The organism is Rhizobium lusitanum (assembly GCF_014189535.1).
In the GTDB taxonomy this organism is placed as follows: domain Bacteria; phylum Pseudomonadota; class Alphaproteobacteria; order Rhizobiales; family Rhizobiaceae; genus Rhizobium; species Rhizobium lusitanum_C.
In genome coordinates this window covers 2,065,462-2,088,805 of sequence record NZ_CP050307.1, presented here as the reverse complement: position 1 = coordinate 2,088,805, position 23,344 = coordinate 2,065,462, and the positions used below count along the sequence as shown (strand labels likewise).

Annotated in this window: 19 protein-coding genes and 1 pseudogene; 7 read left to right on the top strand and 13 right to left on the bottom strand. The window is 59.2% G+C overall.

Going from position 1 to position 23,344, the window contains the following annotated elements:
• Nucleotides 1–8: 8 nt before the first annotated feature.
• Nucleotides 9–659, top strand: a complete 651-nt coding sequence (locus HB780_RS12585; protein WP_183688179.1) for a prepilin-type N-terminal cleavage/methylation domain-containing protein — start codon at nucleotides 9–11, stop codon at nucleotides 657–659.
• 22 nt (nucleotides 660–681) lie between these two features.
• Here the strand turns inward: HB780_RS12585 and gspG are convergent, their stop codons facing one another.
• The 11 genes and pseudogenes from gspG to HB780_RS12530 form a co-directional block, all read right to left on the bottom strand.
• The gene (gene gspG / locus HB780_RS12580; RefSeq protein ID WP_183688176.1) at nucleotides 682–1,131 is read right to left on the bottom strand and encodes a type II secretion system major pseudopilin GspG; all 450 of its coding nucleotides are present in this window, start codon (nucleotides 1,129–1,131) and stop codon (nucleotides 682–684) included.
• A complete protein-coding gene (locus tag HB780_RS12575; protein WP_183688174.1) occupies nucleotides 1,128–1,634 on the bottom strand; it encodes a prepilin peptidase in 507 nt (168 codons plus the stop codon). Before HB780_RS12575 ends, gspG begins: the two co-directional genes overlap by 4 nt.
• The gene (gene gspD, locus HB780_RS12570) at nucleotides 1,631–3,775 is read right to left on the bottom strand and encodes a type II secretion system secretin GspD (protein WP_183688172.1); all 2,145 of its coding nucleotides are present in this window, start codon (nucleotides 3,773–3,775) and stop codon (nucleotides 1,631–1,633) included. The genes HB780_RS12575 and gspD overlap by 4 nt, the downstream gene beginning before the upstream one ends.
• Nucleotides 3,776–4,027: 252 nt before the next feature.
• Nucleotides 4,028–6,126, bottom strand: a pseudogene (locus tag HB780_RS12565) (LamG-like jellyroll fold domain-containing protein).
• 843 nt (nucleotides 6,127–6,969) lie between these two features.
• Nucleotides 6,970–7,782 (bottom strand): 4-hydroxy-2-oxoheptanedioate aldolase, encoded by an 813-nt coding sequence (hpaI, locus tag HB780_RS12560; RefSeq protein WP_183688171.1) that lies wholly within the window; start codon nucleotides 7,780–7,782, stop codon nucleotides 6,970–6,972.
• Nucleotides 7,783–7,793: 11 nt separating this feature from the next.
• Nucleotides 7,794–8,597 (bottom strand): 2-oxo-hept-4-ene-1,7-dioate hydratase, encoded by an 804-nt coding sequence (gene hpaH / locus HB780_RS12555; RefSeq protein WP_183688169.1) that lies wholly within the window; start codon nucleotides 8,595–8,597, stop codon nucleotides 7,794–7,796.
• Between the two features lie 2 nt (nucleotides 8,598–8,599).
• Entirely contained in the window at nucleotides 8,600–9,469 is an 870-nt protein-coding gene (locus HB780_RS12550; RefSeq protein ID WP_183688167.1) for a fumarylacetoacetate hydrolase family protein, read from the bottom strand.
• Nucleotides 9,470–9,489: 20 nt separating this feature from the next.
• Nucleotides 9,490–10,944: an NADP-dependent succinate-semialdehyde dehydrogenase gene (gene gabD / locus HB780_RS12545; RefSeq protein ID WP_183688165.1), complete on the bottom strand. Its 1,455-nt coding sequence runs from the start codon at nucleotides 10,942–10,944 to the stop codon at nucleotides 9,490–9,492.
• Between the two features lie 63 nt (nucleotides 10,945–11,007).
• Entirely contained in the window at nucleotides 11,008–11,988 is a 981-nt protein-coding gene (gene hpaD / locus HB780_RS12540) for a 3,4-dihydroxyphenylacetate 2,3-dioxygenase (RefSeq protein ID WP_183688163.1), read from the bottom strand.
• 38 nt (nucleotides 11,989–12,026) lie between these two features.
• Nucleotides 12,027–13,544, bottom strand: coding sequence for a 5-carboxymethyl-2-hydroxymuconate semialdehyde dehydrogenase (gene hpaE / locus HB780_RS12535; RefSeq protein WP_183688161.1), 1,518 nt, complete (start codon nucleotides 13,542–13,544; stop codon nucleotides 12,027–12,029).
• A 94-nt stretch (nucleotides 13,545–13,638) separates the two neighbouring features.
• Complete coding sequence (locus HB780_RS12530; protein ID WP_183688159.1) at nucleotides 13,639–14,031, bottom strand: 5-carboxymethyl-2-hydroxymuconate Delta-isomerase; 393 nt, start codon at nucleotides 14,029–14,031, stop codon at nucleotides 13,639–13,641.
• 121 nt (nucleotides 14,032–14,152) lie between these two features.
• Here HB780_RS12530 and hpaR point away from each other — a divergent pair, with 121 nt between their 5' ends.
• On the top strand, nucleotides 14,153–14,626 hold the full coding sequence (gene hpaR, locus HB780_RS12525; protein ID WP_183688157.1) for a homoprotocatechuate degradation operon regulator HpaR: 474 nt from the start codon (nucleotides 14,153–14,155) through the stop codon (nucleotides 14,624–14,626).
• Nucleotides 14,627–14,676: 50 nt separating this feature from the next.
• On the opposite strand, the gene HB780_RS12520 is transcribed toward hpaR, so the two are convergent.
• On the bottom strand, nucleotides 14,677–15,189 hold the full coding sequence (locus HB780_RS12520) for a flavin reductase (protein ID WP_183688155.1): 513 nt from the start codon (nucleotides 15,187–15,189) through the stop codon (nucleotides 14,677–14,679).
• Between the two features lie 9 nt (nucleotides 15,190–15,198).
• Complete coding sequence (locus HB780_RS12515) at nucleotides 15,199–16,761, bottom strand: 4-hydroxyphenylacetate 3-hydroxylase N-terminal domain-containing protein (RefSeq protein WP_183688153.1); 1,563 nt, start codon at nucleotides 16,759–16,761, stop codon at nucleotides 15,199–15,201.
• A 97-nt stretch (nucleotides 16,762–16,858) separates the two neighbouring features.
• Between HB780_RS12515 and HB780_RS12510 the strand changes: the two genes are divergently transcribed.
• From HB780_RS12510 to HB780_RS12490, 5 genes are all read left to right on the top strand, one after another.
• On the top strand, nucleotides 16,859–17,740 hold the full coding sequence (locus HB780_RS12510) for a helix-turn-helix domain-containing protein (RefSeq protein WP_183688152.1): 882 nt from the start codon (nucleotides 16,859–16,861) through the stop codon (nucleotides 17,738–17,740).
• 135 nt (nucleotides 17,741–17,875) lie between these two features.
• Nucleotides 17,876–18,847 (top strand): helix-turn-helix domain-containing protein, encoded by a 972-nt coding sequence (locus HB780_RS12505; protein ID WP_183688150.1) that lies wholly within the window; start codon nucleotides 17,876–17,878, stop codon nucleotides 18,845–18,847.
• Nucleotides 18,848–18,972: 125 nt separating this feature from the next.
• Nucleotides 18,973–20,379, top strand: a complete 1,407-nt coding sequence (locus HB780_RS12500) for an aldehyde dehydrogenase family protein (protein ID WP_183688148.1) — start codon at nucleotides 18,973–18,975, stop codon at nucleotides 20,377–20,379.
• A 3-nt stretch (nucleotides 20,380–20,382) separates the two neighbouring features.
• Nucleotides 20,383–21,978, top strand: coding sequence for a GMC family oxidoreductase (locus HB780_RS12495; RefSeq protein WP_183688146.1), 1,596 nt, complete (start codon nucleotides 20,383–20,385; stop codon nucleotides 21,976–21,978).
• A gap of 72 nt (nucleotides 21,979–22,050) precedes the next feature.
• Nucleotides 22,051–23,304 carry an ABC transporter substrate-binding protein gene (locus HB780_RS12490; protein ID WP_183688144.1) on the top strand — a complete coding sequence of 418 codons (1,254 nt, stop codon included), beginning with the start codon at nucleotides 22,051–22,053 and terminating at the stop codon, nucleotides 23,302–23,304.
• The last annotated feature ends 40 nt before the right edge of the window (nucleotides 23,305–23,344 follow it).

The following is a 23,344-nucleotide window of genomic DNA, read 5'->3' as shown; positions in this document are numbered from 1 at the left end:
TACCGTCAATGTCCCCCCTCGACGCTGCCCGGATCGATCGCCGGCGGGATGAAGATGGTTTCACCCTGATCGAGGTCCTCGTGACATTGGCCCTCATTGCGGCATTATCGATGATCATCCTGGCCATGGTCAGCCAGTTTCGCGCCGTCATGATGGCGCGGGAAAGGAATGACGCGATTGTCGAAGTGGAGGCCCTGGCCGGATTTGTCGAAGACACCGTTCGCGATGCGCGTCCCTTTCCCCTGATACAGGACGGTCCGCAACGACATCCGATGATGATTGGAGGCCCGGAAAGGCTTACCTTCGTTGTGGTCAGCCGTATCGGCAGCCTGCAATACGGTCTCCGGGACGTGAGCATCTTCCTCGAGCGCAGCGCCGATCGGCAGAGTGATGGCCGGCTGATGCAGTCGCTTCGCCCGCGCAGGCCCGGCGAGCAAAGTCAGACAGAAGCCGTCGAGCTGGCGCGGATAGACGAGCTCCAGTTTCGATATTGGACACAGGGCGATACGTCGCAGACCTCACCCGGCGGCGCATGGCGCACCGAATGGACCCGGGTAGATAGATTGCCCGCCTCTGTCGGCATCACTGTTTCAATCACGCGTTCGGGACATAAGGTCTCCGCCGAAAGGATCATTCATCTGTCCGCCGTGCCGGAATAAGGCCGAAGCCGGTCTGGCGGGCCTACGGGCTGAGATCGGCGTCCTGACCATCGCCGCCCGGCTTCCCGTCTCGCCCGAACGACAGCAATGAATAGCCCGACAGGCCCTCAGGACCCTTATACTGGTATGGATTGCCCCATGGGTCGCGGAGTGCTGCCGTCTGTTTCATGTAGGGACCGTTCCAGGATGTAAAACCGGCCGGGTGCTCCACAAGCGCTGAAAGACCTTCCTCCGTTGTCGGATAGCGACCGGCATCGACGTAGAGAAGTTCAAGCGCACTTTCCAGGTTCCGCATTTGCGCTTTCGCCGCATCGACACGCGCCGATCCGAGATATCGCAGGACCTGGGGGGCAGCGATCGCCGCGATGAGGGCGATGATGGCAAGCACGACCAGAAGCTCGACGAGCGTGAAACCATCGTCATGGGCTCCGGGTCGCGCATTCTTCTCGTCCATGATGTCTCTTTTCGTCATAAGGAGCTCGCAGATATCAATGAAAACAAGGGTATAACCTCTGATAACCAGGTCAGGACCAGTGCAATTCCGAGGAACGGCCCGAACGGCACCCTGATGTTGCGAAGGGACGTCGATTTGCCTCGTAGAAAGACGAGGGAAAACAACAGAGCCGTGCTGCTGGCCAGCATGAAGAACAGGGGAAGGTTCCAGGGACCGAACCAGATGGCGGCGCTTCCGATGAATTTGACATCACCCAGCCCGATCCCGATCCGGCCGCTTATTCGGAGATGAACCCAGCGCAGGAGCGTAAATACGGCCATGGTCGCCAATCCGACCGCGAGTGCTCGCAAGGTGTCGAAAACGCCGAATGGAAGCCTGTAGGCAATCCCCAGTCCCGCGAGCACGATATTCCAATGGTCCGGAATACGCCTGGTCTTCAGATCGATCCAGGCGATCCGCAGGATCGTTGCGATCATCAACAGAACCGCGATCCATTGCTGTAGCGTCAACGGGCCGATCAATATTCCAGCCTCTTCAAATCCTGCTCCAGCTCGCTTTTGCCGCCGCGTCGCTTCTGAACGGCCGAGCTCAAATTCAGCTGGTTTCGGAACTCTTCCGTCACGTCCCTTGCCTGCCGCACGTCCCGAACGATACGGGGCTTGATGAAGATGATCAGCTCGGTCTTGTTGATCGTGTCCTCCTTGTTTTTGAAAGCATTGCCGAAGATCGGCATTTTCCCAAGGAGCGGCACTTGTGAGTGGTTCAGCGTGTTGCTCTGCTGGATCAGCCCGCCGAGCGCAACGCTTTCATTGTCATCGACGATAACCTTGGTGGAGAGCTTTCTCTGCTGGATCGTCGGCGAATCGATGCCCGACGTCGTCGTCTTCACGACGTTCGAAACCTCCTGCTGAATATCGAGCATGACCCGTCCTGAACTGTTGACCCTGGGCAGGACCGTCAGGATCACGCCGGTATCTTTGAGGTCGATCGAGCTGACGATCGCGGTGTTGCTCGTCGTCGTGGATGCCGACTGTTGCGTGACGATCGGAACCTGATCTCCGACCTGGAGCGTTGCCTTCTGATTGTTCAGGGCCATCAGGGTCGGTGCGGATACGATGTTGACGTTGGTTATGCTCGATAGGGCGTTCAGGGTGGCGCCGACATTGCTGGAGGCAAAAGTCCAGGCAAAACCTGGAAAGCTGGCCCCGGTGCTGCCGTCGGAGAGATCGGAAAGCCCAACACCGAATTTGCCACTCTCAAAGAACCAGCGCAGCCCGAACTTCAACTGATCATTAAGCGTCACCTCGGCGATGACGGCCTCGATGAGAACCTGCGTCGGCATCACATCCAACTGCTTCAAAATCTGCTCAATGTGTTCGTATTCGCGCTGTGTCGTCGATATCAACAGCGCATTGTTTTCCACGTCCGCGACGACGGATGTGTGCATTGGATCTCCCGCCGTCGTCGATGCCGACGCGGTTGCGGACGCCACATTCGTATTTGCAGCGGCAGGATCGGGGGAGGTGGCATCTCCCGTCAACGTCGTCGGCGCCATGTCCGGCGCGACCGCGTTCGAAGAGCTTGGCGGATTCTTTTCCTGGCCCGAGATCACGGACTGCAATACCTGCGCCAACTCCTTCGCCGGGCGGTTCTGGATATTGTAGACGAAAAGCTGCTTCTCGTTGGTGCTGGCGATGCGATCAAGCTTGTTGATCCAGTCGGCCGCCTGCGACAGGTAGGCGCGGCGGGACGTTATGACCAGAACGGCATTCAGTCGGTCGTTCGGAACGAATTTGATCAGCTTTGCATTAGGCCCGTCCTGGGTGCCGAATATGGTATTCAGCTCCTTTGCGACATCAGCGGGTTGCGAGGCCTTGAGCGGGTGAAGCGCCACCGACATTCCCTTCATCCAGTCGACGTCGAAGGTGGCGATCGCATCCCGCATGGCGGAGAGGTCCGCATTGGATCCAGCCAGCATCAGGAGATTGCGTGCCGTATCGGCGCGCAGAATGGATCCCGGACGACTGATCGGCTCCAGAATGCTTTTCATTTCCTCCGCGCCGATGAAGCGCAGTTCGACTACCTGAACCCGAACGCCGGGGCCGGACGGTGTCGCTGAAGGCACGGTGACTGCGGGCGTCGTCGAGAATGAATTGCCGATCGGAACGATCTGATAGGAATCGCCTTTGCGAACGATTGCCGCTCCGTTGACGGCAAGGGCAGATTCCAGGATATCGACAAGCGCGTCCCGGGATACCGGCTGGCTCGTTTGCAGCGTAACCTTTCCGTTGACGCGCGGGTCCACGACGTAGCTGACCTTGAGAATATCGCCCAGGATGCTTTTCGCCGCAGCGGAAATGGGAGCGTCGACAAGGTTGAGGGTATATCCTTCGCCGCCGGATATTCGCTTTTCAACGGAAAACGCTGGAGCGCCTTGCGAAACGAAGCTCTCGTTCCCCTGCTGGGTCGCTCCGACAAATGCATTTGCCGAGCTCCCATTCGCGAGCAGGGAGCTTGTTCCGCTCGTCGTCGCCGGCAACGGCTTTCCGCGCGCGTCGAGCTGCAGCAGCTTGTCGGAAAAGACGTTATCGACTGGATCGGAGGAGACACATCCGGCCAGCAAGAGTACAAGCGCTGCGTGAGCAGCCTTTAAAAATTTCATTGGAAAGAACACCTACTGAAAACATATTCTGCGTCTTCCCGCGACGAAGCACGAGCCGATTGAAACGGGCGAAAAACAACCGCCTCCACGGTTCTGGTGGTGCAACCTCCGCATCCGCCAAGATGGTTCCGAAGCAGTCGGTCACAAGGCATCAGCCTTTGTCTTGTTGTCAGGGCACTTCCGCCAGGAGAGTACGTCTTTCCGTTTTTCTCCTGGCGGGAACGCTTCAGCTATTCGTCGAAACCGTCCGAACTACGCCATCAGGGCGGTGATCCCGGAGGAGTCCAACGCACCATTGTAGATACGGAAATCATCGATCAGACCGTTGAAATAAGGATCGGCACTGTATTGTGACCGTCCGATCCAGTTCTGTTTCGTCGGCCCGATATGGAACGGCGCGAAATACATCGCCGTGTTCGTTCCGACTTCTGCGCCATCTATGTAGAGGGTGCCGGTATGGCCGGACAAAGTCACCGCAACATGGGCCCAGCGCCCGGAAGGCATGACGATATTTGCGTCGATCCCCTGCTCACCATTCCCGCTGTTCAGGGTGATGGCGAAACGGGCCTTGCCCGACCCTCCGCGCGGCGTCAGGAACATGTAACGACCTGTGCCGGTTCCGAAATCGAAAATGCGCGCCCAGTTTTGATTGCCATTCCAGAAGACCCAGGCCGCGATCGTAAAATCGGCCGAGGACAGCACGATATTTTCCGGTAGTGAGACATAGGCGCTGTTGCTGCTGGTCAGCGAGACGGCCGTGCCGGTCTTGCCCGTTGCCCAGGTGGCATTGACGAGGGTGCCGCCGTCTCCGGTGGTGGTGCCGGTCCCCTCATCGAAGGCGAACTGGGTTTGCAGAGCTTTTGTCGTCGACGCCGTCGCTTCGTTGGAAGCGGCACTTTCGCCCGAAGGCGTCTCCGCCGTGATCACATAATAATAGACACCGTCGGTCGGAGCCGTATCGGTATAGGTCAGCAGGTCGGTAATCCCGGTCTTGAGGGTCGTGTATGGGCCGCCCGATTGCGTTGCCCGCTTGACGCTGTAGCCCGCCGCGTAGGCCGTACCCCACCATGAGAGAACAATGTCACCCGCGCTCAACCTGGCGGTCACGCCGCTGGGAGGACTGCCGGAGGCAATCGGGTCGCGGCTGCAGGTAAGAGTGCCATAACCCAGCTGGTCGTAGCCGCCGCTGTTGGGTCCATAATTGCCGCCACCGCCTTCCGGAGCAGTCTTGTACATGAAATCCATGAACTTGCCGGTATAGGAAGCATCCAGGCCCTGGCGGTTGACATAGTGATTGTAGAGCAGCGCCCAGCATGGGCGGGCAGTCCCCTGACTTGCCGTCGAGAAACCGCTCTGATTGACCTTGTCGACATTGGTGTAGAACAGATACGGCACCGTGTAATAGGTCGTGCCGCTTTCGATCAGATTGCCCTTGGCGACGTATTCCGCTCCGGCAAGAACGCGGTTGTTGTCATAGCCGTAGAGATCAATGCCCTGGTTCCAGGCCATTTCGCAGATCGCCCCGACCAGGGCTATGCCCAGCGTATTGTGGCCCTGATCGCGCCCGGTCTCCTGCCATTGGCCCAGATAACCCGGATGGACGTAGTAGACGGCCTGCATGATACAGCCATTGCCTGCGCCGGTTTTGAAATACTCGACCGCTTCGTCGAAATAGGCCCGGTTGTCGCAGAGCACGCCGATGGCCATGATCGATGCCATGTTGCATAGATCCCAATTGGCCCAATAATGCGTGACCTGGGTTCCGTTATGCACGGTGAGGAACCTATGATTGATTGGGTAAAAGACGTTGACCATCATGCTCTGGAAACGTGCGAAATCCGCCGCCGCCCAGCCTGTATACGAGCGCATGATTTCCGCCGCATTGGCAAATTCGTAGCCGTAGATGCCGGCCGCTAGATCTAAATCTGAACTGCCACCAATGACCGTCAGGACCGCGGACCAGCCATTCATGATCTGGATCGACTTCTCGGCGTAAGCGGTGTCACCCGTTACCTTCCAGCGCACGGCATGCGCGTAAGCAGCGGCGATGTCGTTATAAAGCAAGGAGTAGTTTTGCGAATGAACGCCGTCGTTGCCGCGGTAGACCGCCGATTGCGGACGTGGATTATAGCCTAGGCTAGCATGCGAATTATCAGTCAAAACCTTCCAGCCGTTGACCCAGGGCGATTCCCCGCGGTAACCTTTGCCGCCATGCGGGCAAAATCGGCTTCGGTGTGCAGCAGGCCGGGATGGACGAACCCATCCTGGGCAGCCGTTGCGTCCGTGGACGAGGATGTGGCATTGTCGGCGCGAGCGCCAACGGCAGACAGGCTTAGAGCGGCGAAGCCCATCAGGAAGGTCCGCCTCGAAAAGGCATTCGCAATTATCTGGTCGTCAATTTGATCTGAAAATCCAGCCATACTATATTCCACGCAGCTAAAATTGTAGACTGCGGCCAGGTTTGGCCGCGGAGGAAATGTCTGTTTTAGAATTGGGTATCCGTCTGGCGCGTGAAACCGCGCCAGCCCATAGATCTGTTTCGCTATCGCTAAGCGTTCTGTTGCTCTTCGAGTCCATGATCAGGTCTCGAAGATCGGATCTGCTCGCTCCATCGATTTGAGCGACGTTTTCCCGTGCGCAAGGCACCTTCAGTCTTGGGCCGACATCATGTCGTTACCGCAATGACGCACCTTCCGCCACGAAAGCCATATGGACGCAGAATTTACAGGCTGACGGACTTCCAATGAAATCTCGCCTTCCATATTCGTCGGCTTTTGGCGCGGACCAGTGCGGTACAGCCGCATGTTTCACATGGCATTTCTGCTGTCAATTTACCCAGGGCGCCCGACGCCAAAATGTGGCGCAAATTGGATAATGTACAACGCAGCCGTCATATCTGGATGCTGGCCAATCCCTAAAAAGTGGTCTTCTGGAGGCTTGGCTTTGAAGCGCCCTCTCGACGAGGTTAGCCGGCTTGCTTGCCGGGAGAAAATTGGCATCGAGGACTTGCTCGATCAGAAGATCATATCGTTCTCACAACAGAATCTCTCACAATGGGCGATATTTCGCCGAGATGTTTGCCGGGCACGATTTCCATTCCGTATATGTAAATCAAGGCTTTACGCAGCAACGTCAGGGGGATTAGCCTTCGAGGCTGCGTCACACTCCGGCAAGTGAGGCCGTTTGCAGCTGTCTCAGTAAACTTTTACCGTGGCTGAACTTCCAGCGCCGACAGTGCTCGTCTTGTGAAAATCAGACAGCAGGCGCGAGGCACCGTTCGCCAGAAGGCTGACATCGTTTCCGATGGCGACGAAGGTGGCTCCGAGTTCGAGATAGCGTTTGGCAAGCGACTGATCGGCGGTCAGGATGCCGGCCGCCTTTCCATGCGACTGAATACGGATCAATGCGGCTTCCACCACCTGCTGCACCTCTGGATCGCCGGGTTTGCCGAGATGGCCCATGTCGGCGGCAAGATCGGCCGGTCCGATGAAAACACCATCCACGCCATCGGTGGTCGCGATGTCATCGAGTGCGGCCAGACCGGCGCGGCTCTCGATTTGTAGCAGCAGGCAGATCTCATCATTGGCGGTCTGGAGATAATCGGGAATGCGGTTGAATGCCGAGGCTCGCGCGAGGGCGGCGCCAACGCCGCGTATCCCGTGTGGTGGGTAGCGGACGGCGCGCACCAGGGCCTTGGCTTGCTCGCCATTCTCGACCATGGGCACCAGGATCGTTTGCGCGCCGATATCAAGCGTCTGTTTCAGCAGCCAGGCTTCACCGATCGGCACGCGAATAACGGGATGGCTCGCCGTTCCTTTGAGCGCCTGCAACTGCGCCATCATCAGCGGGACATCGTTTGGAGCATGCTCGCCATCGATCAGCAGCCAGTCATAGCCAGCGCCCGCGCAGATTTCGGCCGTATAGGGATTGGCGAGCGCCAGCCAGAGGCCGATCTGCGGGCGCTTCTCCGTGAGAGCCGCCTTGAACGTGTTTTTGGGCGCGGGCATGGATAGCTCTCCTATGCGAAATAGATGCTGACGCTGCCGTAGGATCCGAAATCGGCAACGATGGTATCGCCGTGGCGCGCCTCGATCGGACGGATGAAGGAGCCGGCAAGCACGATCTGGCCCGCCTCGATGCTGTCGCCGTATTCGGCAAGCCGGTTGGCAAGCCAGGCGACACCACGGGCGGGCTGGTTCAGCACGCCAGCACCCAGGCCGGTTTCTTCGACCTCGGAATTGCGACTGACAATCGCGCCCATCCAGCGCATGTCGACTGTGTCGGGACGCGCCATGCGTCCGCCAAGTACGATGCCGGCGTTGGCGGCATTGTCCGAGATCGTGTCGACGATGGTGCGGGCCTTCTTCGTTTCGGGATCGACCCGCAGAACACGCGTATCGAGGATTTCCAGCGCAGGGGTAATGTAGTCGGTGGCGTTCAGCACGTCGAACACGGTGACGCCGGGACCTTTCAGGGGAGCCTTCATGATGAAAGCGATTTCAGCCTCGATCCGGGGCTGGATGAAACGATCCGCGGGAACGGTCGCACCGTCCTCGAACATCATGTCGTCGAACAGAACGCCGGAATCCGGGATATCGATGTTGAGCGCATATTGCATCGCCTTCGAGGTCAGCCCGATCTTCCAGCCGATGATCTTGCGACCGGAGGCCGCCTTCTTCTTGACCCAAGCCGACTGCACCGCATAGGCGTCGTCCATTGTCATGCCCGGGTGCTGCAGCGACAAAAGGCCCGTCTGGACACGCGTCTTCTCCGCGATATCAAGCCGTTCAGCCGCTTGCCGGATTTCGTCAGGTGTCAACATGGTCAAACCTCGTCCGCGATCGTGTTGCGCAAGATGCCGATGCCATCGGCCTCGACCTCGACGACATCGCCCGGCTTCAGCCAAATCGGTGGATCGAAGCGGGCGCCAGCGCCCGTCGGCGTGCCGGTGACGATCACATCGCCGGGCACAAGCGTCGTGAAGGTGGAGATGTAGTTGATGATCTTGCGGAAGGAGAAGATCATCCGGCTGGTGCGGTCGCTCTGGCGGACCTCGCCGTTGACGCGGGTTTCGAGCTTGATGTCGGCGATCTGCGCTTCGCTGGTAAACGGGATCAACCAGGGACCGATCGAGCCAGTGCGGTCGAAGTTCTTGCCTTGGGTCACGTTGAACTTGGCATGGCGCACCCAGTCGCGGATCGTGCCTTCGTTGCAGAGCGATAGCGCGGCGATATGGTCGAGCGCCTGTGCTTCGGGAATGCGGCGGCCGCTCTTTCCGATGACGATGACGATTTCGCCTTCGTAGTCGAGCTGCGGGCTTTCCGGTGGGCGGATCAGTGACTGGTCGTGGCCGATGAAAGAACGCGGAAAGCGGATGAACAGGGAGGGATTGGATGGTGCTGCCTGCCCGTCCTTATACTCCTCGTTGCGGTCGGGAAAGTTCACGCCGACGCAGATGATCTTTTCCGGGTTGGGAACGGGTATTTCGTAGCGGATATCCGATACCGGGAAATCGGGTTCAAAACCGGCGGCTTCCTCAGCGAGCGTCAGCAGCGCACCATCGACGATGACTTCGCGGAGCGTCGGCCATTTCGCGCCATGGCGCGCGAAAAGGTCGACGACGCCGTCTACGGCAAGCAGGCCATATCCGGCGTGTCCGTTACGGGAAAAGCTGACAAGTTTGGGGTGGGGCATCGTTTCTCTCCCTATTCTGCTCAGGCAATGCCGCCGAGGCAGACATATTTGATCTCGGTGAATTCCTCGATGCCGTACTTTGAGCCTTCACGGCCAAGACCGGAGAGTTTGACCCCGCCGAACGGCGCTTCCGCCGTCGAAATCAGCCCGGTATTGACGCCGACCATGCCGTATTCCAGCGCCTCGGCGACACGAAATACGCGGGCGAGATCCTTGGCGTAGAAGTAGGAAGCGAGGCCGAACTCCGTATCGTTCGCCTGCGCGATCACATCCTCCTCGTCCTTGAAGCGGAAGAGCGGAGCCAAGGGTCCGAAGGTTTCTTCGCGCGCGACCGCCATATCCTTGGTGACATCGGCCAGGATTGTCGCCTCGAAGAAGGTGCCGCCCAGTGCATGCTGTTTGCCGCCCTGCAGGATGCGCGCGCCCTTGCTCAAGGCATCGGCAATATGTTCTTCGACCTTGGCAAGGGCTGCCTTGTCGATCAGCGGTCCCAAAATGACCCCTTCGTCAAAGCCATTGCCGGTTTTCAGCTTGGCGACCGCCGTCGTCAACTTCGCAGCGAAGGCGTCGTAGACACCGTCCTGCACATAGATGCGGTTGGCGCAAACGCAGGTCTGGCCGTTGTTGCGGTATTTGGCGATCAGCGCGCCTTCGACTGCAGCATCGAGATCGGCGTCATCGAAGACGATGAACGGCGCATTGCCGCCAAGCTCAAGGCCGAGTTTCTTGATCGTCTGCGCGCTCTGCTTGTAAAGCTCGGTGCCGATTTCGGTCGAGCCGGTGAAGGTCAGCTTGCGCACCACCGGGTTCGAGGTCATCTCGCCGCCGATGGCCGCGGCCGAGCCGGTGATGACGCTGAACAGGCCCTTCGGCAATCCGGCGCGTTCGGCTAGGATCGCAATTGCAATCGCGGAGAACGGCGTCTGCGAGGCGGGTTTCAAGACCATGGCGCAGCCGGCGGCGAAGGCGGGGCCGGCCTTGCGGGTGATCATCGCATTGGGAAAGTTCCATGGCGTGATCGCGGCGACAACGCCGATCGGCTGCTTCATCACCATGATGCGCTTGTCGGGCTGGTGGCCGGGGATCAGGTCGCCATAGATACGACGACCCTCCTCGGCAAACCATTCGATGAAACTTGCGCCGTAGACGATTTTACCGGTCGCCTCAGTCAGTGGCTTGCCCTGCTCCAGTGTCAGGATACGACCGAGATCATCCTTGTTCTCGATCATCAGCTCGTACCATTTGCGCAGGATGGCGCAACGATCCTTGGCAGTGCGCGCGGCCCAGCCCTTTTGCGCCACGCGGGCGGCCTCGATGGCCGCCCTGGTCTCGGCGGCGCCAAGCTTCGGCACAAGGCCGATGATCTCGCCCGTCGCGGGGTTATTCACCTCGATCGCGTTAGCGGGATCGGCGTCGATCCATTCGCCGGCGATAAGTGCCGCCTGGCGGAAGAGTGAAGGGTCTTTCAAAGACATGATGGAGTTCCGATCGATTGATGAGGAGCGGATACACGGTTCGCGGTTAGGGTCGCCCTGTCGTTACGGCGCGACGATCGGCTGCGCCTTCAGGACGGAATCAACCACGGGGGCTCCGGCAAAAAGACTGCCCTCCTCGAACCAGGACTTTGGCGCTGGTGCGCCCCAGAGTGTCTGGCGCTGCGGGTCCTTGAGATCCCATTTGATCGGCTCCAGATCTGGATCGACCGTCTGGTAGTCCGAGCAATAGATCTCAATGCGGTGGCCATCCGGATCGCGGATATAGAGGAAAAAGGCGTTAGAAATGCCGTGCCGGCCCGGGCCGCGCTCGATATTCGCAAGCCAGCCGGTGGTCGCCATCAGGTCGAGCAGGTCGATGATGTTGAGCGGCGTTGGCACCCAGAAAGCGGTATGGTGTAGGCGAGGGCCGCGACCATTGGTGAAGGCGATGTCATGGACGCCGCCCTTGCGGTGCGTCCAGGCCGCCCAGAGCCGCCCCGTTTCCTCGTCGGCCGTGTATTCCGTCACCCGGAAGCCGATCTCATTGTAGAAGGCAACGCTCTCGTCGACATTCGGCGAAAAGCAGTTGAAGTGGTCAATCCTGAGCGGCTTCACCCCCTTATAGAGGGCATACTGTTGATGGATCGGCGGCAGGCGGTCCATCTTCGAATAGAATTCCAGCGGAATGCGGTGCGGATCGCGAGTGCGAAACGTGCGCGACTGGTATGGCCGTTCGATCCATTCGACCGGCAGGCCCTTCGCCTTGAAGAAATGCTCAGCCTTGTCGAGGTCTTCTTCGGAAAATACCTTGAAGCCCAGGTCTCTTGCTTCGGCGGCGCCGGCCTTCTTCAGGATGATGCAGTGATGGCCGCGCTCTTCAAGCGCGCGCAGATAGATCGTGTCCGCCGTCTCATCGGTGACTTGCAGGCCAAGCGTATCGACATAAAAGGCGCGCGACTTGGCAAGATCGGTAACGGCAAGCTCGATATGGCTGAGGCGAACGATGTTGAAGGGCGGGTAAAGGTTTGGTGCGGGCAAGGACATGAGGTTCTCCTCCAAAGTTTATGTGGCTTATCGTGCTGTCAGCCGCCGAGTTTCTGGATCGCATGCGCCGTGGTGGCGAAGGCGACGTTTTTGGTTTCCATATAGAAATCGAAGGACCAGTCGCCACCGTCGCGCCCGATGCCGGAATTCTTGACGCCGCCGAAGGGGGTCGGCAGATGGCGAACGTTTTCCGAATTCACCCAAATCATTCCGGCCTCCAGTGCATCGGTGAAGCGGAAGGCGCGGGTGACATCCGAAGTCCAGAGGTAGCCGGTGAGGCCGTATTGCACGTCGTTGGCGAGCGCCAACGCCTCCGCCTCGTCCTTGAACGGGATCGCGGTCAGCACGGGGCCAAAGATTTCCTCCTGGGCGATGCGCATCTGGTTATTCGCCCCGGTAAACAGGGTGGGGGAGACATAGCATCCACCGCCCGGTCCATCGAATTTCGCACCCCCGGCGGCAATCGTCGCGCCGTCCTGTTTGCCGATCGCGATATATTCCAGCACCTTCTTTTCATGAACGGGATGGATCAGCGGACCGATGACGGTTTCTGGATCGAGCGGATGGCCGACCTTGATGCGTTTGGCCTTCTCGGCGACCATTGCGGTGAAGCGATCATAGATACTCTCTTCCACCAGCAGGCGTGAGGACGAGGTGCAGCGCTCGCCGTTCAGCGAATAGATCATGAAGACCGCCGCGTCGGCCGCGCGCTCCAGATCGGCATCGGCAAACACGATGGCAGGGTTTTTACCGCCAAGCTCGAAATGCACGCGCTTCAGTGTATCGGCACCCTGTTTCATGATCATCGAGCCAGTTCGGCTCTCGCCGACGAAGCCGATCGCCTTGATGGCCGGATGCTCGGTCAGCGCCTTGCCTGCATCCTCGCCGAAGCCGTTGACGAGGTTCCAGACGCCCTTGGGCAAGCCCGCCTCTTCCGCGATCTCGACCAGCAGGCGAGCCGTCAGCGGCGAAAACTCCGCCGGTTTGTGGACAATGGTGCAGCCGGCGGCAAGCGCCGGTGCGATCTTCCAGGTCGACAGCATGAAAGGGGTGTTCCACGGCGTGATGACACCAACTGGGCCGATGGGCGCGCGGCTGGTGATGTTAACCTGACCGTTCGCACGCAAGGTCTTTCCATCGCGAGCCTCCGTGGCGCGATCGGCGAAGAAGCGGAAATTCTCGGCGCCGCGCAGCGCAGCCTTTGCCATGAATTTCAGTGATTGGCCGGTATCCATGCATTCGGTGAAGGCGATTTCCTCGGCGCGAGCGACGATGGCGTCGGCTATCTTGTGCAGCAGCTTCTTGCGCGCATCGCCCGGCAACGCCGCCCAGGCGGGGAAGGCCGCTTTCGCGGCTTTTGCAGCCCGGTCCACATCCGCAGACTTGCCATGCGCGACCCTTGCCAGCACCTTCAGATCGACGGGCGAGATGACATCGAAGGTCGTGCCGTCGGCGGCGGAGACCGCCTCACCATCAATATGGTTCAGCACGCCCTGCTCGCGGAAACGAGCCAGATAGGCCTCCGCCTTTGCGATGTTATCTTCGAATTTCGACATTCTCTTCTCCGATATTGCTTGTCTCGCCCCGTTCGAAGCGGGGCAGGTGCGAAGCTTTCCGTTGACGGCTGCGTGTGGATTCCGGCTGTGCGGCCTAGTCGCCCGTTTTGCGAAGACGCGGATGGATGGCGTTTTTCTTCCAGCTGAGCGCGGGGTCGATCTCGCGGATTTCGAGGGTCAGCGCAAAGTGCGGCGTCTGGAAAAGCATATCCAGGTGCTGGATCACCGCCTTGAAGATCGCCTCGCCGGTTCGCTGCTTGTCTTCCTCGCTACGTCCCTCACCAATACGGAAGGACATGTCGATGAAGGCGTTCTCGGCCAGAAGATCCGCGATCGCATAGGCTTCGCAACGGATGGCGCGCACCCGCACGGCGCCGATCTCGAACAGGCCCGTTTTCAGGATTTCGGCGTGGACAACGCGACAAAGCGCATCGAAGTCCACGGTTCGATCGAGATTGGCCGAATAGTCCATGGTGAAATGCGGCATCGTTCCTCCCGCCCCACAGCGATCTATATATTTAACATGTTAACAATATGGTCGTCCTTGTCAAGGGTGCAAGCCGCTCGGCATCGTTGCGCATCGCAAAAAATTGATCCATAGAACTCACATGACGAGACAATCCCCTGAAACGAACGGCATCACGCAGGATGCGCTTCTTCCCCGCGACACCCGCCGTTCGCTGCCGATTGCGTTGCTTCGTGCGCGCGAAGCCGTGATGGGGCATTTCCGCCCCATGCTGGCGTTGCATGACGTCACGGAGCAGCAATGGCGGGTAATCCGCATTCTGGCGGAAGCGGGAACTCTGGATGCCTCGGAGATGTCGGAACGGGCCTTTATCCTCGCTCCGAGCCTGACGCGGATTATCCGGTCTCTGGAGGAACGTGGCTTCATTACCAAAAGCAAGGACGCTGGAGACGGCCGCCGCATCCTGCTTCAGATCACGCCTACCGGGCTGAAAATCATCAACGACGTCAGCCCCGATAGCCGGACGATCTATACCGCTTTGGAGCAGCGCTTCGGCCGGGAACGGATCGATATACTGCTCGATATGCTCGACGAACTGGCGACGTTGAACAAGTAGCCGCCGTCTCCCAGCCTTAGTGTGGCAAGGCGGTCGACAGTTCACACGGCTCAACCTCCAAAACTGCCCAATTGCGTCGGGACATGAACATAGTTCCGGTCAAAATATAGCAACGCATTCCCATCCGGGCGTGATCTGATGCCGGCGATCCGTCCGATGAAAATGTGATGGGTGCCGACAAGTCTTGACTCAGATAGTTCGCAGTCGAACGAGACGATAGCATCGGCCAAAGCATCCGTGCCCGAAGGCATAGTAACCCAGTCCGCGGCGGCATAGCGTGCCTCCATGTCAGCGGTTGCTCCGGCAAACTTCCCAGCCAGCTCTCTGTGGTCATGACTTAACACGTTCACGCAGAACCGGTGATTTTCCAGAAATAGTGCCGTTTGTGCCGATCGACTATTCATGCAGACAAGCAGCGTCGGCGGCTCGTCGGTCACGCTGCACATGGCAGTGGCCGTGAACCCGCCGCGCCCCGCGGGTCCATTGGTGGTGATAACGTTGACCGGTGCACAGACACGGGCCATTGCATTGCGGAACTCGGTTTTGGAAACAGCCTCCTCCATGGTCGCCTCCTATTCAGCTGCGGACTTGAACGGGTCTGTGTTGCCGATCGGCGGCAACCAGGTATCGCCTGTCCAGCCGTTTTCATCGTAGTCGCTCATGCAGGTATCGACGAGCGCTTCCATCTCGCGCAATCGCCCGCCACGCGCAGCGCCTTTGAGCACCTGAAGGCGCACCTCTTCCGGTGCCCCGGCATAGTTCAACTCGTAGAGGGCGTGCCGGCCGCCGAACTCGGTTCCAGTGGCGTCCCAGAGCAGCTTCATAATCTTGATGCGCTCGATATGTCCCATGTCGTTGGAGCCGCGCACATACTGGCTGAGATAGCGATCAATCTCAGGATTGCCGAAATCCTTGGCCGAAGACGGCAGATAGATGAGACCCGAGGCAACGACCTTGCGGACTGTTTCTATAACGCGCGGATAGGCTTCCGACATGAAGGTACGGTAGGCGAGAGCCGCTTCCAGATTGGGGAGCACTGCGCCATTTGCCCAAGGGATCGGATTGTAGGCCATGGCGTTGGAGAAGCTCCAGAACATGTGGCGCAGCGCGATGACTTCGCCAAGTGCGGCCTGATTGCCGCGGAAGGCGTCGCCCCCGGTCGCCCTTAGAGCCTTGGCGAGCAGGCCCGCCAGGAAGTCGAGCTTGACGGCGAACCGCGTGCAGCCCTGGAAGCAATAGCCATGCATGAAGCCCGAAGCCGGATGGAAGGACAGGATCTTCGGCGCGTCACGCAGCACCAGCACGTCTTCCCAGGGGATGAAGACGTTATCCAGCACGAGGATGGCGTCGTTCTCATCGAAGCGGGAAGAAAGGGGGTAATCGAACGGCGTGCCGACACGGTTTGCCGTTTTCTCGTAGGAGACACGGCAGAACATCTTGATGCCCGGCGCGTTCATCGGCACGATGAACATCACCGACAACGAGGGATCTTCGGTAACCGTCGCCGAGCTTTGGGCCAGGAAATTATAGTGTGTGAGCGCGGAGGATGTCGCCACGACCTTGGCGCCCGAGACGTAGATGCCCGCATCTGTTTCCTTGGTGATGTGAACGAACACGTCTTTCACGGCATCCGCCGGCTTGTGGCGGTCGATCGGCGGGTTGACGATCGCATGGTTCATGAAAAGTGCTGCTTCCTGGGCGCGCTTGTGCCAGGCGAGTGCATTGTCCTTGAAGGGGCCATACCAGTCGGCGTTGGCCCCGAGCGTATTCATCAATGCCGCCTTATAGTCGGCGGTGCGGCCCATCCATCCGTAGGACATGCGGGCCCAGTCGGCGATTGCGCCCTGCTGGGCGACAAGATCAGTGGAGGATTTTGCGACGCGGAAGTATTTGTGGGTGTAGCCTCCCGAGCCGGTATCGGTCGGCGATGTCAGACGCTCCTTCGTCTTCTCCGCGTGCAGCGCATCATAGAGCCTTGCAAGCGAGCGGGCCGAATTGCGCATCGAGGGATGCGTCGTCACGTCCTTGATGCGCTCGCCGTTGATATAGACCTCACGGCCGTCGCGCAGGCTGGCAAGATACTCCTCGCCGGTGAAAGGCCGTTTGGTATCGGCCCGAAAATCTTCGGCTTTCATCGTTTCCTCCTGTGATGCTGGAAAAAAGCTAACGCTTGCATCCGCATTCGACCATGGACAGAATGGCCAAATCACTTGTACTTTTTCGGCGGTTCGCATGGAAAACATCATCCCGAGCTTCTTCGTCTACGGCGAACCGGATCGCCCTCTGGAGCTGGGGTTTCTTCACGTCGAAACGGTTATGGCGCGAGCAAATATTCATCTCGGGCAGGTCAAGGCGCACAAACATGACAGGATGGTGCAGATCACCTTCTGGACCTGCGGCAACGGCTCCTATTTCATAGAGGATCAGCGCTTGGACTTTTTGGCGCCAGCCGTCAGCTTTGTGCCGAGCGGTGTGGTCCACGGCTTCAATGTTGATCCGCTTGTCTCCGATGCAATCGTCGTATCGATCGCCGACAGCCTGCTACCGTCGATCGCGGGCCAAACGATCTTGCCGCTGGATCGTCCGGTTATGGTGAGGGGGCAGGGTGCGACGGCGCTCTGGGACAGGCTGGGGCGCACCATGCGGTTAATTTTCGAGGAGTATGCCGAGGGAAGCGTTCGGGTCGACAGGATCATCCCACCGTTGGCCGCCGCCGCCCTGACCCAGATCGGACGCCTGGCGTCAGACGCGCCGATGTTGGCGCAATCGCCGCAAAAGCAGCTCGCGGCCCAGCTTCGGCGGCTGATCGATCAGCACTTTCGCGAGAACTGGCCCGTTGAGCGCTATGTTTCGACCCTCGGCACCACACCGCATCTGCTTGCGAAGGCCGGACACACGGCTTTCGGCCAAGGTGTCAAGGATATGATTGCCGAGCGCCGTCTGCTCGAGGCCAAGCGGCTGTTGCTTTTCACGATCCGTTCGTTGGAAGATATCGCCTATGAGGTGGGCTTGAAGGACGCTGCCTATTTCTCGCGCTTCTTCCGCGCCCGAACCGGGATTCCGCCCAGCGAGTGGCGACGGCAGAACGCGTCCGATGAGCATGGCATGGAATAGTTCATTCTATTTAACATGTGAAATATATTGACAGCACGATAGATCTTCGACACTCTTTCAGCTTCGCCGTCTTGCGCTCATGGGAGAGTTGCTCGAGACGGACATATCATGGACTGACACTGTTGGGAGGCAGAGTTGGAGCTATTGAATAATCAAGCCCTGACACAAAACGCGTGGGCGCCCGTTTCCTACGATCAATGGACAAACGATCTCCAGTCGATCTGTGGGAACTTCAATCCGAAAGCGATGGAAAGCGGCAAGGCCGTGACGGGGGCCGCCCGGCGTGTCGATGTCTGCGGCATGGAGTTCGCCCATGTTTCCAACGATCTCGACCGCGTCCATCGGGATTGGGACGATATTCGCCGGGACGCCAACGAGCATCTTTTTCTCATCCTGCAACTCGAAGGCTCTTGCGGCGTCGAGCATGTCGGGCAGCAGACAATTCTGGATGTCGGTGATTGCATTCTCGTGGATTCGGCGCGACCGACGACATTTTATTTCGGCGGACAATTCAGTAATCATCTGTCGCTGCATCTGCCGCGACAGATCATGTATTCCGAAAGTCATGTCGATTTCGACATAGCCCGCAAACTGGAAGCCTATGATCCGATGGCGATGATGCTGCGGGCTCTGGTGGCAAAGATCATGTCCACGTCGGAATCGGATGCCAGTTCCGCCAATTTGCGGCATCTGATGTTTAATGCCACGCGCCAGGCCTTCGTCTCGGGCGGTGGCGCCATGCCTGCTCTCAACGACAGCGCATCTCGGCGGCTGCAGGTGGTCGATATTCTGATCGACCGGCATCTGACGGAGAGCGATCTCAGCGCCAAGTGGCTGGCGACACGCATCGGTGTATCGATCCGCACGCTGCAAGAGGATTTTCAGGGCCTGGGCGTTACTTGCACAACTGTCATTCGCGACAAGCGGCTGCGCCTGGTGCGTGAAAAGATCGAACAACTCAAGGACCAGAAAAGTGGGCGAACCATAGCGGAGGTGGCTTACGCTGCAGGGTTCAACGATATTTCCTATTTCAATCGCAGCTTCAAGGAGCTGTTCGATTGCGCGCCCACCGATCTGCTGAAGCCGATATCGACCGCTGCGCAATAATGAGTGCAGAGCGTGCGCTTTAGTCCGCCACATCGCGTTTCAGGTCAAGCCATGGCGCGCTCCAGCCCAAGACTGCATTTGTCCGCTAGCGCATAGTCCTCCCATAAATACGGGAGGAGCCAATCGTGAAGCAGTACAGCCTGTTCTTTGGTGGAGCACGCGTCGATACCGCGGCTTATGCCGATGTTCGCAATCCATCGACTGGAGAGATCGTGGGCCAGATGCCGCTAGCGACACCGGCGGATCTCGACCGCGCCGTTGCCGCCGCATCGTCGGCCTTTCAGACCTGGAGCCGGGTGCCGGAAGAAAAGCGTCAGGCCGCATGCCGCGCCATTGCGGAAAAGATCGCCGCCAATGGCGAGGAGCTGGCTCATCTTCTGACACTTGAGCAGGGTAAGCCGCTCAATGGACTGGGTTCGCGTTTCGAAATCGGCGGTGCGCTTGCTTGGACGCGCCATACGGCGGAATTGAATCTTCCGGTCGAAATCCTGCAGGACGACAATGAAGGGCGCGTCGAATTGCACCGCAAACCCATCGGCGTCGTCAGTTCCATCACGCCTTGGAACTGGCCGGTCATGATCGCCTGCTGGCATATCGTCCCGGCGGTGCGTGCCGGCAATACGGTCGTCATCAAGCCCTCGCCGCTGACGCCGCTGTCGACGATCCGCCTTGTCGAGATCATGAACGAGGTGCTGCCGCCCGGCGTCGTCAATGTCATCACCGGTGAAAACAGTATTGGCGCCGCTCTCTCTTCTCATCAAGGCATCGCCAAAATGACCTTCACGGGCTCGACCGAGACCGGCAAAAAGGTCATGGCCTCGGCTGTCGCGACATTGAAGCGACTGACGCTGGAACTTGGCGGCAACGATGCCGGTATCGTGCTTCCCGACGCCGATCCGGCCCAGATCGCCGAGGGCCTCTTTTGGGGAGCCTTTATCAATAACGGCCAGACCTGCGCGGCACTCAAACGCCTCTATGTGCACGACAGTATCTACGAACCTGTTTGCAAGGCGCTTGCTGAATATGCAGCGCGGATTCCCGTTGGCGACGGTCTCGACGAGGCAAGCATTCTCGGCCCGATCCAGAACGAATTGCAGTTCAACAAGGTTCGCGAACTTGTCGATGACGCACGCGCGAACGGCGGCCGCATTCTCGTCGGCGGTGCGCCGATGGATCGGCCGGGTTATTTCTACCCGATCACCCTTGTCGCCGATGTGGATCACGGCGTCCGCCTGGTCGATGAGGAACAGTTCGGCCCGGCGCTGCCGATCATTCGCTATACCGATATCGACGAGGTCATTGCTCGCGCCAATACCAATCCGGCGGGGCTTGGCGGCTCGGTCTGGTCGGCGGATGCCGGGAAGGCGAGACATTACGCAATGCAGCTCGAATGCGGTTCCGTCTGGATCAACAAGCATGGCGCGATCCAGCCGAACGCGCCGTTCGGCGGCGTCAAGCAATCGGGCATCGGAGTCGAATTCGGTGCCGAGGGGCTGAAGGAATTCACGACGATCCAGACGGTGTTGAGCTGAGCCATGGCGAATTTCGATTATATCATCGTCGGTGGCGGATCGTCCGGCTGTGTGCTGGCAAACCGGCTTTCCGAAAATCCGGCCAACAAGGTTCTGCTGATCGAATCCGGTCGGCGCGATAGCGATCGCTGGATTCATATTCCGGCGACCTTCTTCAAGGTTCTCGGCAAGGGTATCGACATTCATCCCTATGCATCCGAGCCGGAGAAAGGCCTGAACGGTCGCCCGAGCATAATTCCGCAAGGAAACGTGCTTGGCGGCGGCAGTTCCGTCAATGCGATGATCTACATCCGCGGCCACAGGAATGATTACGACACATGGTCGCAGATGGGGTGCCACGGCTGGTCCTACGAAGATGTGCTGCCTGCCTTCCGGTCACTTGAGAACAATGAAAGCTTCAATGGCGAATTTCATGGCCAGCGCGGCGGCCTGCATGTCTCAAATCCGCGTCATCGCCATCCGCTGAGCGAAGCCTTCGTTCAGGCAGCAACGGAAATCGGCATCCCGTACAATCCGGACTTTAACGGTGCCGAACAGGAAGGTGTCGGTTTCTACCAGAACACAACTTACCGGGGGCGTCGTTGGAGTTCCGCGCAGGCATTTCTGCGTGACGCCGAGGGGCGGCCGAACGTCACGGTTCTCATCGAACGTAAGGTCGCGCGCATCCTGTTCGAAGGCCGTAGGGCAATGGGCGTGGAGCTGCTGGACGGCACGATATTTACCGCCTCCAGGGAAATCGTCTTGACGGCTGGCGCGATCGCCACGCCCAAGATCCTGCAGCTTTCTGGCATTGGCGAGGCCGAACACCTCCGCTCTCATGGCATCGATGTGATAGCGGACCTGCCGGGCGTCGGCGCAAACTACCAGGATCATCTTGAAGTGCCGGTGCAAGGCGAAACGCACGACCCGATCTCCATGCTCGGGCATGACGCCGGGCTTCGCGCCGTCGGGCATATGGCACGCTACCTGCTTTCGCATCGCGGCCTGCTCGCTTCGAACGTCGTCGAATGCGGCGGTTTCGTCGATACTGCGGGCACAGGCCAGCCGGATGTGCAGTTCCATGTCCTGCCTGCTCTCGTCGGTTTTGTGGATCGTGAGCCTGAACCCGGTCACGGCCTCAGCATCGGCCCTTGCTACCTGCGGCCGCGTTCGCGCGGCACCATCCGTCTCAGAAGCGCCGACCCGAAGGATAAGGCGGATTTCAACGCCAATCTTCTCTCCGATCCGGCTGACCTCGATACATTGGTACGCGGCGTCGAGACGGCGATCCGCATTCTCGATGCGCCCGCGCTAGCAAAGCTGGTCAAGCGGCGCGTCCTGCCGAAGCCGGGGGTCGAAAATGATCCGGTGGCGCTGCGCGACTACATTCGCCAGACCGCCAAGACCGTGTTTCATCCCGCGGGGACCGCGCGCATGGGCCGAGCGGACGATCCGATGGCGGTCGTCGAGGCTGATCTGAAGGTGCGCGGGGTGGAAGGCCTCAGGGTGTGTGATGCATCGGTGATGCCGACCCTGGTTTCGGGCAACACCAATGCACCCGTGATGATGATCGCTGCACGGGCTGCGGCATTCATGACCGGAAAGGCGATCGCTGGCTGAAATATAAATCCCACAAGGGGAAACGAGCCGGTCGGGGAGCCCGGTCCGCAATCGAAACTGGAGGAGGAAACCATGAGAATAGATATAAGGGGGCTGACCGTCGGTCTCGCCCTGATGCTGCTTTCGGCGTTCAGCGCCCATGCCGCCGCGTCCTGCGGCGACAATACCGGCAAGCCGGCGACCGGCGAACCGATCGTCATCGGTGCGATCACCGGCAAGACCGGGCCGGATGATTTTTCGAACTCGACCAAGGCCGCCAAGGCCTATTTCGACTGCCTGAACGCCAATGGCGGCATCAAGGGGCGGCCTGTCAAATATCTGGTTGAGGACGATCAGTGGAATCCGGAGACGGCATCGCAGCTCGCCGCCAAGCTCGTCAACGACGAGAAGGCCGTATTGATGGTCGGTAATTCGAGCTATGTCGAGTGTGGCGCCAATGCGGACTTCTACAAGAAGTCGGGCATCCTCGTCGTTGCAGGCGTCGGCGTGCCGCGCGAGTGCTATTTTGCCGAAAACTATGCACCGACGAACGCCGGCCCGCGCGTTTCGATGCTGGGCGCCATGGGCTATGCGCTCGACAAGCTGAACGCCAAGTCGGTCGTCTGCATCGGACCGAATATTCCCAATGTCGGCACCTGGTCGTGCGATGGCGTGATGCTTCTTGCCAAGGAAAAAGGCTTTGCGGCTCAAACGATCCTCATGGATCCGGGCTCGGCGGATGCCACATCGATCATCCTGCAGGCAGCGTCAAGCAAACCCGACGTTATCGTCCTCGGCTTGTCCAAAGGGGTGGCCGTGCCGCTTCTGAGCGCAGCTGAAGAGCAAGGTCTCAACCAGACGATCACCTTCCTCAGCGCAGCCTCGGTTTATGATCTCTCCGTTCCCGGCACCATTGGTCCGGGTTGGGACGGCAAGTTCTATGTCAACATGGAATTCAACGACCTGGACGCCAAGACGCCTGACAACCAGAACTGGCTGGCCGTCATGGATCAGTACGGTCAAAAATCCGACCCGCGCGACACCTTCGCCCAGGCGGGCTACCTCGCGGCACGGATTGCGGAAAAAGCGCTGGTGACGCTCGATCCGTCGAATGTCACGCGCGAGACGGCATCCGCTGCCGTGCGCCAGATCAAGGGCTTCAAGAGCGATATCTTCTGCGCACCCTGGTATTTTGGCGATGGACAGCCCCGCCACAATGCCAATTCGACAACACGCATGGCGGTTGCCGAGGGTGGCAAGTGGAAAGTCGTCTCCGACTGCGTCCAGTCACCCGATCCGGAGCTGAAGGATATCCGCGCCTTCGAAGCGTCCGCCGGATTGAACTGAGATTGCCGGTGAAATCGGTCCCGTGGCTCATGCGGCCGCG

Coding starts and splice junctions, on each gene's coding strand:
- gspD (WP_183688172.1), bottom strand. CDS start 3,775: ATGAAATTTTTAAAGGCTGCTCACGCAGCGCTTGTACTCTTGCTGGCC.
- hpaE (WP_183688161.1), bottom strand. CDS start 13,544: ATGTCGAAATTCGAAGATAACATCGCAAAGGCGGAGGCCTATCTGGCT.
- HB780_RS12585 (WP_183688179.1), top strand. CDS start 9: ATGTCCCCCCTCGACGCTGCCCGGATCGATCGCCGGCGGGATGAAGAT.
- HB780_RS12510 (WP_183688152.1), top strand. CDS start 16,859: ATGGAAAACATCATCCCGAGCTTCTTCGTCTACGGCGAACCGGATCGC.
- hpaH (WP_183688169.1), bottom strand. CDS start 8,597: ATGTTGACACCTGACGAAATCCGGCAAGCGGCTGAACGGCTTGATATC.
- HB780_RS12550 (WP_183688167.1), bottom strand. CDS start 9,469: ATGCCCCACCCCAAACTTGTCAGCTTTTCCCGTAACGGACACGCCGGA.
- HB780_RS12530 (WP_183688159.1), bottom strand. CDS start 14,031: ATGCCGCATTTCACCATGGACTATTCGGCCAATCTCGATCGAACCGTG.
- HB780_RS12490 (WP_183688144.1), top strand. CDS start 22,051: ATGAGAATAGATATAAGGGGGCTGACCGTCGGTCTCGCCCTGATGCTG.
- hpaR (WP_183688157.1), top strand. CDS start 14,153: ATGACGAGACAATCCCCTGAAACGAACGGCATCACGCAGGATGCGCTT.
- hpaD (WP_183688163.1), bottom strand. CDS start 11,988: ATGTCCTTGCCCGCACCAAACCTTTACCCGCCCTTCAACATCGTTCGC.
- HB780_RS12515 (WP_183688153.1), bottom strand. CDS start 16,761: ATGAAAGCCGAAGATTTTCGGGCCGATACCAAACGGCCTTTCACCGGC.
- hpaI (WP_183688171.1), bottom strand. CDS start 7,782: ATGCCCGCGCCCAAAAACACGTTCAAGGCGGCTCTCACGGAGAAGCGC.
- HB780_RS12520 (WP_183688155.1), bottom strand. CDS start 15,189: ATGGAGGAGGCTGTTTCCAAAACCGAGTTCCGCAATGCAATGGCCCGT.
- HB780_RS12495 (WP_183688146.1), top strand. CDS start 20,383: ATGGCGAATTTCGATTATATCATCGTCGGTGGCGGATCGTCCGGCTGT.
- gabD (WP_183688165.1), bottom strand. CDS start 10,944: ATGTCTTTGAAAGACCCTTCACTCTTCCGCCAGGCGGCACTTATCGCC.
- gspG (WP_183688176.1), bottom strand. CDS start 1,131: ATGACGAAAAGAGACATCATGGACGAGAAGAATGCGCGACCCGGAGCC.